This window comes from Salinivibrio sharmensis, from assembly GCF_001995985.1.
Classification (GTDB): domain Bacteria; phylum Pseudomonadota; class Gammaproteobacteria; order Enterobacterales; family Vibrionaceae; genus Salinivibrio; species Salinivibrio sharmensis.
In genome coordinates this window covers 56,452-69,897 of the sequence record NZ_MUFC01000012.1, presented here as the reverse complement: position 1 = coordinate 69,897, position 13,446 = coordinate 56,452, and the positions used below count along the sequence as shown (strand labels likewise).

General features: G+C 46.2%; 13 protein-coding genes and 1 pseudogene. 3 read left to right on the top strand and 11 right to left on the bottom strand.

Features of this window, described 5'->3' with window-relative positions:
- Positions 1-154 precede the first annotated feature (154 nt).
- A pseudogene (locus BZG74_RS11790) lies at positions 155-787 on the bottom strand (cation transporter); the annotation flags it as partial.
- A 270-nt stretch (positions 788-1,057) separates the two neighbouring features.
- Here BZG74_RS11790 and BZG74_RS15615 point away from each other — a divergent pair.
- The gene (locus BZG74_RS15615; protein ID WP_158011282.1) at positions 1,058-1,204 is read left to right on the top strand and encodes a hypothetical protein; all 147 of its coding nucleotides are present in this window, start codon (positions 1,058-1,060) and stop codon (positions 1,202-1,204) included.
- Between the two features lie 20 nt (positions 1,205-1,224).
- On the opposite strand, the gene BZG74_RS11785 is transcribed toward BZG74_RS15615, so the two are convergent.
- The 9 genes from BZG74_RS11785 to BZG74_RS11745 all read right to left on the bottom strand — a co-directional run bounded on the left by BZG74_RS11785 (position 1,225) and on the right by BZG74_RS11745 (position 9,436).
- Entirely contained in the window at positions 1,225-2,151 is a 927-nt protein-coding gene (locus tag BZG74_RS11785; protein ID WP_077772775.1) for a YeiH family protein, read from the bottom strand.
- A 138-nt stretch (positions 2,152-2,289) separates the two neighbouring features.
- Entirely contained in the window at positions 2,290-3,168 is an 879-nt protein-coding gene (locus tag BZG74_RS11780) for a LysR family transcriptional regulator (protein ID WP_077772774.1), read from the bottom strand.
- A gap of 86 nt (positions 3,169-3,254) precedes the next feature.
- On the bottom strand, positions 3,255-4,301 hold the full coding sequence (locus tag BZG74_RS11775; RefSeq protein ID WP_077772773.1) for a methyl-accepting chemotaxis protein: 1,047 nt from the start codon (positions 4,299-4,301) through the stop codon (positions 3,255-3,257).
- Positions 4,302-5,204, bottom strand: coding sequence for a cache domain-containing protein (locus BZG74_RS11770; RefSeq protein ID WP_077772772.1), 903 nt, complete (start codon positions 5,202-5,204; stop codon positions 4,302-4,304).
- Between the two features lie 582 nt (positions 5,205-5,786).
- The gene (locus BZG74_RS11765) at positions 5,787-6,056 is read right to left on the bottom strand and encodes a hypothetical protein (RefSeq protein ID WP_077772771.1); all 270 of its coding nucleotides are present in this window, start codon (positions 6,054-6,056) and stop codon (positions 5,787-5,789) included.
- A 9-nt stretch (positions 6,057-6,065) separates the two neighbouring features.
- Entirely contained in the window at positions 6,066-7,145 is a 1,080-nt protein-coding gene (locus tag BZG74_RS11760; RefSeq protein WP_077772770.1) for a tyrosine-type recombinase/integrase, read from the bottom strand.
- Positions 7,142-7,363: a ParE family toxin-like protein gene (locus BZG74_RS11755; protein WP_077772769.1), complete on the bottom strand. Its 222-nt coding sequence runs from the start codon at positions 7,361-7,363 to the stop codon at positions 7,142-7,144. Before BZG74_RS11755 ends, BZG74_RS11760 begins: the two co-directional genes overlap by 4 nt.
- Before the next feature lie 72 nt (positions 7,364-7,435).
- On the bottom strand, positions 7,436-7,786 hold the full coding sequence (locus BZG74_RS11750) for a MarR family winged helix-turn-helix transcriptional regulator (protein ID WP_077772768.1): 351 nt from the start codon (positions 7,784-7,786) through the stop codon (positions 7,436-7,438).
- Between the two features lie 1,416 nt (positions 7,787-9,202).
- A complete protein-coding gene (locus BZG74_RS11745) occupies positions 9,203-9,436 on the bottom strand; it encodes a hypothetical protein (protein ID WP_077772767.1) in 234 nt (77 codons plus the stop codon).
- 346 nt (positions 9,437-9,782) lie between these two features.
- Between BZG74_RS11745 and BZG74_RS11740 the strand changes: the two genes are divergently transcribed.
- Together BZG74_RS11740 and BZG74_RS11735 are read left to right on the top strand one after the other, a co-directional pair.
- Positions 9,783-10,361 (top strand): helix-turn-helix domain-containing protein, encoded by a 579-nt coding sequence (locus tag BZG74_RS11740; protein ID WP_077772766.1) that lies wholly within the window; start codon positions 9,783-9,785, stop codon positions 10,359-10,361.
- Between the two features lie 296 nt (positions 10,362-10,657).
- Positions 10,658-11,515, top strand: a complete 858-nt coding sequence (locus tag BZG74_RS11735) for a hypothetical protein (RefSeq protein WP_077772765.1) — start codon at positions 10,658-10,660, stop codon at positions 11,513-11,515.
- 944 nt (positions 11,516-12,459) lie between these two features.
- Here BZG74_RS11735 and BZG74_RS11730 read toward each other — a convergent pair.
- Positions 12,460-13,011 carry a recombinase family protein gene (locus BZG74_RS11730; protein WP_077600183.1) on the bottom strand — a complete coding sequence of 184 codons (552 nt, stop codon included), beginning with the start codon at positions 13,009-13,011 and terminating at the stop codon, positions 12,460-12,462.
- Positions 13,012-13,446: the final 435 nt, after the last annotated feature.

Below are 13,446 nucleotides of genomic sequence, written 5' to 3'. Positions count from 1 at the left end.
TAGTGCATAAGGTGATATAAATAAGGCGGCTAAACGCCGCCTCAGCATCTATCGACCCCTGCACGGATATAGGATTGCTTGGCTAGGTCCGTGTTGCGTCGTGTTCTGATTACGCCATTGAGCGGGTGCGATACCACTTCACAGTAACAGGCGCGAGCTCTTGTAACGCGTTACGCACCATGACAAATGGCACTTTAATAAAGTAGAACGACATCAACACCATCATCATAGGATCTGCATAAACCGCATAATCCGACCAAGGTGAATGCGCCACTAACCAAGCACCTAGAAAGCCCAAGGTGACCGCCAGACTTAATAAGGTGTCCATTTGCCACTGGCGCGATTCCGCCTCTACTAACTGGCTTTGCCCTGCTTGGCTTTTACGTGCAATCATCCACCATCCGTAGCCACAACCCACCACGTTGATAATACCAAATAGCACCGCCAATGACGGGTTAACCGCACGTCCGCCTTCGACCAAGGAGGAGACCGCTTCATAAAGAGAATAACTCACCAACAACATAATCACAGCGCCTTTGATGGCGACAACAAGCGGTGTCAGCAGCGCACGTGTAATCGGCCGCGCGTAACGCGAGTGGATATACCATGACGCTCCCAGTGACAACAAAGTTAACACTAGACTAATCAACGAGTAGATACCGTCGAACATAATCACTAAAGAGCCAGCAATCCATCCAACGGCAAGGCCGGCGATGGCAAACCCCAATGCGAGAAGGGCCGAAAACACTAATACTGACTTTTCATTGATCACGTTTTGAGGAGACATAAAACACCAAAAGTAGAAAACACGCACATATTCTTGGTGCTACGGCGCCGCTTTACAAACACGAACTTGCTGACATTTTCATCACTCTGTAAAGAGCTCAATAAAATATATATTATTTCAATAGCTTACAAGCAAAAATAACTGTCAATATTTCTGACAGTGAGTGTTCTAAACAAATTTTAGTTATGAGATAGCGCTAAATCGCATTTTGCTTGTATATAACTTTTACGCATACTAAATCTGAATTTAGATTCTTTATGGACTAAGAAGATGAGAAAAGGCGTGTTACTCGCGGCAATTGGCTTGCAGCTTTTCCTCGCGATAACCAGCACAGGATGGTGGCAGTTTGGTGCGGCACTCAGTGCGTTTCTGTTGGTCGCGGTATTACGTTTACCTCAGGACACGCCGCATGAGTGAACCTGAGGCAACGATGGAGACTAGGCAGCGAGCAGCAGCCAAGCAAGCGATGTACAGGAGATAATCACCCACAGCGCAACACCAAACAGTAAAGGCTTAGGGCCTGCCGTGCGTAGCTGGGTAACAGAAATACTGCAGCCGATTAAGAATAAACACACCACTAATACTTGCTTTGAAATGGCGAAAATCACCTCATAGATAGGTTGCGCTTGGACAAAGGCATCACTGATACCAATCGCCAGACAATAGAAAACGATAAAGTACGGAATCGTGATTTTTTTAGCGTGGCTGCGAAACATGAGTGCACTGACAAACGCCACAGGCACAATCCATAATGCGCGCGCAAGTTTGAGGGTAGTCGCAGTCGTTAGTGCTTGCTCACCATAAGCGGACGCCGCGCCCACCACCGATGACGTATCATGAATCGCGATCGCCGCCCAGGTTCCAAACGTGTGCTGATCTAGCCCCAGCGCATGTCCTACTATAGGAAACACAAACAGCGCCAATGAATTCAACACAAACACCGTGCCTAACGCGAGACCAATTTGTTTATCATCCGCGTTGATAGCGGGCGAGACAGCTGCGATTGCACTGCCGCCACAAATCGCAGTGCCTGAGGCAATCAGGTGACCGGTCTTTTTATCCAGTCCCATAAGTTTGGCCAGTAATGTGCCAAAAACCAGCGTGCCTGCAATGGTGGCAATAATCAGCCCTATCCCATCGCCTGTCACGGCGAGCGCCTCTTGCAGTGGGATACCAAACCCTAGACCCACAATCGAATAAGCCAGCAACTTTTTGGTGATTTTGGTGAGGGGGATTGCGCTTGGTACCCAGCCCAAGGAGGTTAACAAAAAGCCCAGCACCAGAGCGATCGGCGAGCTTACCCAAGGGGTTAAACAGGCTAACACAGCCAATGAAAAAGGAAGATAACGCGTGTATGCGGTCATAATGATGCTCAGTAAAAATCAGTGACGGCATTGTAGCGCTCGGTAGGTGTTCAGAAAATCTTAAACTTTTTAACCTAGGTTAAGTTTTGCTTAACCTATATGGCAACCCATTGAAAAACCACTTATCGAGCCGCGTATTTAGAAATCAAACAAATAGTTGGTAATGCTATCACTCAGCCATTGGATTCCCGGATGCTCGGCCATCCCTGAGGCGGTGAATAGACAATAGTCTTCTTGGGTCAAACCATAGGTATGTTTGATCACTGCTAAGCGCTGTTCTCGTAAGTATTGCCGGATCAGCGGCTCAGGCAACACGCCCCACGCTTCTTCTTGTAAGATGGTATTGAGCATATATTCAAAGCTCGAAAAGCCAATGTAGCGGCGTGAGAAAGGTTGCAGCTCGGGATTGTCTTTTTCATTGAGATAGACCATTACCGCTTGCATGGCATTACGCAATTGATCATCACTGACTCGACGCAATCGACTCAATGGATGCTCACTGTTGCACACCGACATCATGCGAATTTTACCCAGCGGTTGATAGTTGATGCGCGGATCGTCAATCCGCTCGTAGTCTACTCCAAAGGCAAAATCGACTTGTTGCGTTTCAACCAAATTGGCCAGATCACCGCTCGACGCTAACACCAGGTTGAAGGACGTCGCCGTAAAGCGCTTGTTTAGCTGGTGCGCCCAGTCCTGCCAAAGTTGATCGGGGATCGCATCATCACGCGCGATCCACACTTCGGCATTAAAGCCCGCGTTCGCTTGCTCGCACGTACGACGAATACGTGCCGCCGTGACCGATATACTCTCGAAATCTTTGTACACAGCTTTGCCGATTTCCGATAGGGTTAGACGGTTACCGGTGCGATAAAACAAGTCGGCGTTAAGTGATTGTTCTAGCGCTTTAATCGCCATACTCAATCGTGAACGATTCACATCCAGCTGACGTGCAGCTTCAGACACTGAGCCGGTCTCTGCGACTGCACAAAACGCATCAATTTGGGTTAGATTCATGCCGCCCTCCTCACGCTATCCTACCGGAGCGCGGCAAAGACACAAAGCGCAATTACCGCTTATCAGCGCCCTTGGACGCGCGGCGATTACGCATTCAACCCTTTAAACGCGCTGACTTTTTTGGTGAGCTCTTTCATGCGTAAATCAAACCCACTCACCGCCTGTTCACTTTGCTCAAACACCTCTTGAGTGCGGGTGCCCTGCTGAGCGAGCTCTTCAATGCTCTGATTGATTTCATTCACCGCGCCGCTTTGCGTATTGGCCCCCTCGGCAATCCGCCCATTATGTTCAAACAGTTGCTGCAAATGGCTATCCAAGGTGTGCATATTTTCTACCGCTTGTTGGTGAGTGTCGAGGCTATGCTGGCTATCCTGACTGACTTGGTTGATTTTCCCAGTCACATTATCTGATGCCGAGCGCAGCTGATTGATAATTTCTTGGATCTCACTGGTCGACTCACCGGTGCGCTGCGACAAGGAGCGCACTTCATCAGCAACTACCGCAAAACCACGACCATGTTCGCCCGCTCGCGCTGCCTCAATCGCCGCGTTTAGTGCGAGTAAATTGGTCTGTTCCGAGATGGTGCTGATCACCTCAAGCACACGAAGAATATTCTCGATATGGTGATTCAACTCATCCAAACTGCTCTGACTCGAGGCCATGTTTTCACCCAGTTGCTCAATATGCCGCAGGCTGGTATGCATGCCATTTAACGCTTCTTTAAGCGCCGCATTTCCGGCCTGAGACAGCTCGCCGGCGTGATTAGCCGAATCCGTCACGTCGGTGGTGATTTCAGTAATGTCTTGGCTCGCGGCAGAGATCGTTTGTAGCGACTGTTGCTGCACCATTCCGGCTTGATTCACCTCATGAGCTTGCTGCTTGAGGACACCAAATGCAGACTGTGACTCGTCCACCGTCTGGTTTACCGCTTGCAATGCATCTCGAATACGCGCCAGCAAACCATTGATTTTATTTGCCAATCTACCAACTTCCGCTTGATCGTTCACTGCTATCTGGTGGCTCAAGTCGAGTCGACTGGCAATTTCATCGACCTCGGCGGAAAGCTTTTTTATCGGTTGCGTCAAACTACTGATCACCCAATGAGTGACAAGGAGTGCAATAGCAATAAACACTCAGGTCACTAATAAAGACTGAATGAATTGATTCAGAATGGGCCCTGTGATTTGTGCTTTGGGGATTTCAACCACCACGAAACGGTCCAAGTCTGCGAGCCAATAAGACCCCAGCAGAAACGCTTCATCACCGATGGTCACTTCGCTGATCACCGGTTTATCCGTCCCCTTGGTGACCGCTTGACGAAATGCGCTCGCATTGTCCGCATTCAGTGCCGAGTCTGTCGGTGCGACCTGCACGCTGCCGTCGCGCGCGGCAAGCATGGCTCTTCCCTGCTCACCAATGCGAAACCCCTGTACCAGATTCACTAAGCTACTGACATTAAACCCTACTCCCGCTACTACATACGGCTGACCCGTCGCAGGGTTTTCGGGCACGCTGCGATAGTTGATGAAAATCACATACTGATTGCCATTGGGATCTTTGTTCATGTTCAGCTCATAGGGCTGATTCTTACTCAGAAAATTCGGGTAAAAGTCTTTGAACGGATAGGTGGTCATTGAGGCGCTGCGATGCTCGCCATCATAAGTAAAAATATACTTCCCTTGGCTACTATCGATCGTTGCAAATGCGTTGTCTGAACCCAAACGCGTCTTCGCATTCGACAGCGCTTGATGAATTGGCGCGAGATTGGTCAGATCGCCGCCATTATCCACCCAATCAATCAGTCCAGAGTGATGGGCAAGAAAGTTAGAACCGGTGATCGCGGGTTGTAGCTCATTACTAATTTCAAACGCCAGCCCCCTCAGCTGACTAGGTAATATAATATTTTTGAGATCATCGAGCTGCTTGTTTGCCGACAACATCGCTTGTTGCACCATCGCAATCAAAGTGCTGAGCACTAAGATAGTCGAAAGAACAATATAAATTCGCTTTCTGATCGAAAGAGTTTGCCAACGCATACGCCGTCCTTTTTATTATCATTACTAACCAACACATCAATATTAGTCAGCAAATTAGACAAGCATGACGGAATAATGACAAACGACATAATATATGGTGCTTTGGCGAGATCACTGAGTAAAAGGAAGGATAGCATCTAGAAGATCAGCACATTTACCCCAAATTTCTATACAAATTCGCCATAATTCAACCCTGTTTAGCACAAGGGAATTGGATTGAAAGGTTTCAAAATATTAAAACAGACACTGAAGAAGCGCGAATAAAAAATGGAAGCAATAGATAGGGTAATGAGAGTGCTATGGTGCCCCGGGCCGGACTTGAACCGGCACAGCGCGAACGCCGAGGGATTTTAAATCCACGGCTGTCACACGTAAGAAAAGATAGACAACCCACACCCTCTACAAATCAAAAACTTAAAATAAATTATATATCACACCGTCTGTACTATAATGCGCTTGTGACACCTTTTGTGACGGTTGTGACACTCTTTGTGACACTCTTTGTGACATGTATGACAGGCAATAGACGCAAAAAAGGGAAGACCGCTAAGCCTTCCCTAAGTGTTCATTCTTTTTAAACTTTTACATCAATGAGTAAAGCAATAAAGAGGTCAAAGCTCCCAAAGCTAACCCAATGAAAACAGCGAGATATGGGAAATATTTATGACACATTGTGCCCCCTTTGAAATACAATAAGTAAGCGGCAAACGATGCTGAACCCACACAGAAACCATATAGGATTAATCTTGCGACCTCAACCAGAGTTGACACCTCTAAATGCTCAATCTCTGCTTCAAGTTTAGCAATTGTGGGTCGTTTTTCTTTATCCTCTAGGTTTTCGTATTCATACATCTTGTTCTATCACTTTTTCGTGTCCAACAGCTTGCGAATATCTTGAAGATGCGTGATGTTCATATGGGTATAACGCTTCACCATTGCTGGCGACTTGTGGCCTAACCATTCCATCATTTTGCCTGATGTTATATTGCGCGACGCCATTCTTGTTGTGCATGTGTGACGCATTACGTGAGGCACAAAGCATGGATCGTTTGCAAAGCCCGGCTCCCTGCGCATGATGCGCCAATGCCAAGACAGCTTATCATGTGTCATGGTGCTAAACACCTTGTCGTGCTGCCCTGTGGCCTCTGTAGTGGCCTTGCGCTTTCTCAGTGTCTTTGCAGACCGCTTTAGGAGGGGAACTCTACGCTGCTCACCGTTCTTTGTGTCTCGCAATAGAATACTTTGGCCATCATCTGCCACGTCGCCCCAGCAAAGACCGATTAGCTCCCCTGTGCGGCACCCTGTATCAATACCCAACTTGATGAAGTCAGCAAAATCAGAGCGCCCTGTGTCCTCCATGAAAGCAATCATTGCCGCTTCCTCTTTCTCAGTGAAGAAACGGTCGCGCCTCTTTCCTTCCTTGGCTCGCTCGATGTACGGCAATGAGTCAATCACACCGACCACCGCAGCGTTTCGCATTATCACGCTAAGGCAACTCAGATACCTATTGATAGTGCTGCCTGATTTTCCTTGGTCTATCATCTCGTCGCAGAACTCAGCCACCGCAAACGATGTGATTTCTTTCGGGTGAGTCTTCCAGCCAAAGTAATCAAGCAGCCTCATAGCTATTCTGCGTGTCTTTTGGCTGTCCTTCTGGTCGTCGTTCCACTTACGCTTACAGGCACGGATAAAGGCATACTCAAGCGTATTCTTTTTGCTTGTGCCTTGTTTGATTAGCAGCTCTACGTTTTCATAGCGCGTGATGCCCGTCTTCTCTGGCGCTTTCTCCTTGACGCCTAACGCTTCTAAGGCTGCCTGCTTGGCTTCCTCTTCCGTCTTCCTGCTTATCTGGCGACGCTTGCCGTCAACCTTAAAATCAGCTTGGTATGAGTTGCCGCGCTTCCTAACTACGATCTTGTGCTTGCTTGCCGCCTCGCTCATTTCCAGACCTCCCGATTATATTGGCTATGGGTAACAAGCCGCCAGCCCTTGCCGTGGTCTATGAGCCTGTAATTCATGCCCACCTCAATGACCTTTGAGCCTTGCTTGCGTAGCTTTCTTATCATCCTTTTTGGGTCTCGCTCTGCCATTGCTAGCTTTTTCTCAGCCCTTCTAACGACACTCCTATCAATACCCTTCGATGCGTACTGAATAGTCACTACGTCCTCCTTTAGGTTAATAGAAAGGCGACCGTAGCCGCCTTGTATAACCCATGTCGCTAAACAGAGACGTTAGCGTGTGAAGTGCTGGCGCATTTCTTCTGCTACCTGCTCACCCTTCTCAGTAAGCACAAGTACCTTGGTGCGGAAATCATAATCATCAAGCTGCCAGTAACAGAGGTCGTGCCCTGCACGGTTAGCGTTAACGCGCTTGGTCAATGCTCTACAGTGGCGTGATGCTGAAACCTGTGACACACCATAAGCATGCTGTACGTAAGAGGCCGTCACAGTGCCTTTAGGCTGATTGATAACATCAAGAAAAATCATCATTTGTACTGGATGAAACTCTTGGCTAACAAGGGCGCGAAAGGCTAGTATTTGCTTCTTAAACGCCTGACAAGCAGCACTTGGGAATGGCTCCATATTTTTCAACTCCTATAAACGTTCCCACGTGTGTTTCAATACACGGAAAACCTTCGGCTTTACAACCTTCTAATATAGACACCGCATCTACTAGGTGGTCTGCCTTTAAAGCATACCATGTGGTGTCTACAGTTATCTTCTCCGTATTAGTTATATCATGCGCATCCATTTGCGGTAATAAAAATCGATTACAATGGCATGTATGTCAATACCTGATTTCAATACGCTCATGTAAAAGATACCTTTCTAGCTGTCAATTTTCACGCTTGACATGCATGCTTTTATCCATGATGAATTGGAAAGTCAAAGTGTTATCACCTGAAAAAACCAGACACCCGCCCACTTAAACACACATCTATGCATAACTATAAATGCTTCCTTGGTTTGTAGACCTCCATAAGCATTTGGCTTGACGCCTCCTAAACCCTATAACTAGCACACTCCGGCCCAACCTGTAGCAGCCTATCGCTAAATATGCGCTACACCAAGCTAGAAACAAAAGCACCTTTTGTTCAACATTATTCATTCCCCAGCACAATCAGGTTAAAGAATGAGCATATAGACCACATTAGACCACCCAATAGGTACAAATACATTGACTAAGCTGAACTAATCATATTGGTGCCGACCGTTTCTATCTTATATGGGCGTAATGCTTGGCCTAGTGTGCGGCTGTGTGTCTGTCTCTGTGCGGCTGTGTGAGGTTGTCTTAATGCACTTGGTTGGCTTGGCTTAATGCGCGGCTGTGTGTGGTCTATGTGGTGGCTTTGTGCCTTGCTTAATGTACGTGGTCTATGTGGTAGCTTTGTGCCTTGCTTAATGTACGTGGTCTATGTGGTAGCTTTGTGTGGTGCTGTGAGTCTGGCTGTGGGTTTCCCCCACGGCAGGAGACTGTACTCGCCGGGTAGTACAATACAGCAGGGAAAAGGTCGAGTGCTTCTACTTGTCACTAAAAGGGATTCTAAATCCACAGGGTGTAACACATTAGGAGAGCCTAAAGGGATATATATGCACTCATCTCAGCATTACTAATGCATTAAAGGATAATGTCATGCATGTCTATTTGGTTATCAGGGTTTGTGCAGATGGGGTTGTGGGGGTAGCCCCAATTCATTATTTAGGAAAAGGGCTTTCAGATTTTTTCAAGTAGAACTTCCAGTGTTCAATTAGTGACCAATATGGCTCGATCTAACCAAGGCTGTGAGCGTGCCTGTGTGCTGGTTTGTGAGAGAAACCTGTGCACTATGCCAGATAGTAGCGACTGTATAAACACTAAGACAACCAAAATTTTACCGTAGTTTAAAAACTGGTTCGAGCTGACCAGGCTTATGGGTTCACTTCCCCATCAATGAGACCAAAATCTTCATCTATCTTGTCGCGTTCAAGGGCTTCTTGGATCCTGAGTTGGAACAGTAGCTAGCTATAGGCTTCGTCATAGATTTCATCGAAGTTGTGCTTTTCGCGCCAGCTCACATCACCGACCACATCACTCAAGCCTTGCACTGAGTTTTCTTCAAGCGTCATGGTCTTCACGACGTGTGGCGTGTACTGGTAGTTGAATAAGATCGTGGGGAGGTCGCTTTCTTCGTCTGAGAGCCGTGCTTCATCGATCGATAGCGTCCCATTGCGGTAGTTCAGGTAAAGCTGCATTGCTTTGGTCTCCATGTCTTGATTACAGCCCAAGAGTATCAAGATGCTCTGCACTTATCTTTTTCACTTTAGAGACAGAAAAAAATTGAGCGGTAGCGGCGTAAGCCCTTTGTTTTAATGTTTTGTTTATAATGATTTGTTTGTTACCACTTGCTTGAGTAGGGTCGCCAGATAAAGTTTTAAAAGGGGGTCTCAAGAAACATAAGTACCATAGGGATGCCTAGTTAAGTTTATTAAACAATCAAATAGAACAGTAATTTTTATTAGTCGCTTGTGCATTCAAGTAGCCAGTGATACTCTTCTTGTGTTTCTTGATAGGTACACAACAGTCTTTAGGCACGCTATAATGAAAAACACTAAGCGCGAAGCTATCAAATTTCCTGAAACACAGTTTGAGATGACCAAGATGCTAGGACAGATTCCCCCACAAACGCTTAACCTAAAGGCAAACGAACGCTTTCTTCTAATGCAGCTATCTATTTATTTTGACAGCGATTTTGTGTGCTACCCATCACTGAAACGCTTGGCGCGTGATACAGGTTGGTCTGTTACGACCGTAAGTGCCAATGTGAAGCGTCTGGTCGCCTCCGGTATCATTGAAAAGCATTCTTCGACCAGCGACAAAGGTGGTCATCTGGTGAATGTGTATCGACTGAACAAGAAGCTGTTTGCTGAATTGACTGGTTTACAGGTGAATGAGCCAGAACAGCTTATGTCGCCAGCAGACAGCGACGTGAATGGCAATGAGGTAGACCGCCTGTATGCTATGTTTATCGCAAACAAGCCTATGACTAAGCCTCAGTTAGAGTTTTTGATGGACGGTAAGGGTAACAGTCTATCGACCATTGAGAATATGCAGTTAAAGAATATGATTGCCTCGCTACAGGCGGAAGCGGGATATGGAGACGCGATGAATGACGGATGATAGTGGCCTATGAGATTACTAGTCAGAAAACTCTCGATTTCCTTCAACCTGACCAAGTGTTAGAAAGACAGGCACAGAAGGATAACTGTGCCTGTGCCTGTTGGGACAGCAAGGAGAGCAAAGGTAGCTAGGGTCTCGCGGATTCAACCGCGAAGTGCAACACTCTCATCTGCAGCCTGGCATAACTTGTTAAAGATAACGCTAGGCTACCTAAAATCAAGGCTTCTACTGAGAGTATATCTCAAGCTTTCCCTTGGTGCTTTCAATCAGACGTCATATTTAGATAGGATTGTGGAATGGTGAAATTTTCGGAGTGCTTAATAAGCTCAGTTCAAAAACTTAGTGAATCTAGTGCGATTTTTCTTTTACGTATCATAGTCGCCATCTCGTCCGCAATACTCACACCTCTTATTATCGCAACCAAAACTTTATTATTGAAACCATTACCCGAAGAGCATGTTTCATATGTCATATTTATGCTTGGGGTTTTGGGTTTTTTCTTAGGCTTACTATTATTTAAAGGCTTTCATACACTAATTTCGGTTTGTATCGTCAAAACGAGCAACATAAAAACTAGCTTAGTCGAACCACCTTCAAAGGAAGACAAAAAGTCCGAAAAAATTGAGCACTATCTGAATGTTAAAGACACTCTTTCAGAAAGAGAAAAAGAAATACTAATGGCAGCAAGCCTTATGGATATTCAATTAAACTCACTCGCTCTTGATGGCGCCATTAAAACACTAATAGAGAGAGGCTTTTTGTTCGAGATAACTAATAGCCAATCGAATCACTACATCATGAGGATAGACGAGTCCATTAAAGACACTGTGCACGAAGAAGCAGTTTGTCTTTATTCCGAAAAGGTTGACTATCTCAGAATGCGCCATGGCGATACTTTAAATGACTTAGTAGAGCTCTTCAATAAAAATAACCATGGCGAAATATACCCCAAGCACCCCCTAAGACCGGCATTAATGAACTCTGCGATTACAATGGCAACCACAGAATTATGTGATATCGAAAACACGATGGAAAACAATGAACAAGTACTGAATGCATGCCTAGACCAAAGGTTCAAAGCAATACTCGAAAAAGAATCCGGCGTTGAATTAAAGAGAGAGGTTAAAGTACCTTTCCCAATGTTTAATGGTTAGACCAACCATAGGCATTGAAGCAGCGGGTGTGGGTCACTTGCTCCTGAGTGGAATAGATGGATACGTACAGTGAGGTAGTGGTTTCTGATGGTAAGAGTTATTGCGGCAGTGTGTCGTGAGAGCGTAACCCTCTGTGCAGCGTCAGTGGTCTTGTAGCGTTTACACAGACGACTGTAATACGAAGAGACCGCGCTTTTAATCAGTTTAATTCTTGTCACCCCTTATTCATGCTATCTGTTGCCCGTGAGTTTGGCGAGGAGCAGCTTCAATCCTGCCTATGGCTATGTAGTTCACTCATTCAAATCAGAACAACGATCCAACGAGGCCAGCTAAAGCTCTCTTGGCTTCGCTCGCGTATTTTCTTAAGGCAACAGACCATAGGCCATACTAGACCATACAGCTCAGACACACTCTATTCGACTGCTGCTCACAATGATAACTCCTTCTATTAAGTGAAATAACAGTCAACGCAGAGTCGCTCTACTTAGCTACTCATCCATGTAAGCAAAGGTGCGATAGTGTTGTGCTGGTGGTCTATTTAGTATCTGCTACGACTACAGCAGCAGTGGTGTGATGTCACAGAGGGCTCTTAATGTATATCTAAGAGTTTTTCCTTGGGCTCTTCAATTAGACGTTGTAAATGTCTTAGTGAGGGCGTGAAGACTCGACAACAAGGCTCTATCGTTGAGGCTACCAATGGCTAACCTCTCTTAATGTATATCTAAGAGTTTTCCCCAAGGGGTCTTCAATTAGGCGTTGTAAATGCCCTAGTGCTAACGTAAGGAACCATGAAGAGGGCTACCCACGAGGCTATCAATGGTTAACCTCTCTCAATGTATATCTAAAAGTTTTCCCTAGGGGTCTTCAATTAGACGTCGTAAATCAAGCAGCCCGCACAACACAAATATCTGAATTCAGCGATGTATATTCGGTTGATATTTCATCTATGGCTTTTGTAGCCTCTTAACCGACGACACAGAGCACCCCAAAGCCTCGGCTGTGGCATTAATAGAGTACCCCTTTGAGCGAAGCTCACGCACCTGCTCTTTGCTTATAGTGTGAGGGCGACCCATATGCTTACCTTCTGCCTTTGCACGCTCTCTGCCTGCATTTGAGCGCTCTAGCATCTTCCTTCTTTCCATCTCTGCAACCTTGGACAGAATGGTCACCAGAAGCTCTCCTGCGTCTGTGCTGAGGTCTACCCCTAACCTTGTCACAATGACGTTCACACCGCCTCTCAGAAGCTCTCTCACGGTGTTTTGCACATCAATGCTGTCTCGCCCCAATCTATCAAGATCGACCGTCACAAGCGTGTCTCCTTCGCGCACATAGTCGAGTAGCTTCTTAAACTCTGGCCTCTTCTCAGCGCTAACTGTCCCGCTCACTCCACAATCAGCGAACTCCTTGTCTATACGGTATGTCTTATTGAGCTCTCTTCGTTGATTCTCGATTGTTTGGTCGTCAGTTGAAACACGGTAATACGCGATAACAGCCATTTCTTACTCTTCACCTTGGTCTATAAGATGGGCTCATAATTTTATATAGGCCTAAAACTGTCAAACAGGACTTATAGACCACCCTGCCGTAGCTGTTTGAGGTAGGTTCAAAAGGCAACATTAAGAGGCCTATAACGCTGACTAATAAATAACTACGGGCTCTCCGTGGGGCGTCATGTAGTGGTATTCCTAAATCTTCTGGATTTGGTCGCTCAAAAGCTACTTTCAGTGAATCTTTAGTGAATACTGGCTCTGGTTTTTTCTTAGGCATATAGACCTTCCCGATGTGCTATTTGAAAACGCGATTCAAATAGGTGTTGGAAATGCCTATTGCCTGTCTCTAGGTTGTCTCGTTGCTGCTCGTGAGAGCGTTAGCCCCTTACATTAGATGTCACACACATAACGACAGTCATCTTTAACCACATGTGACTACAT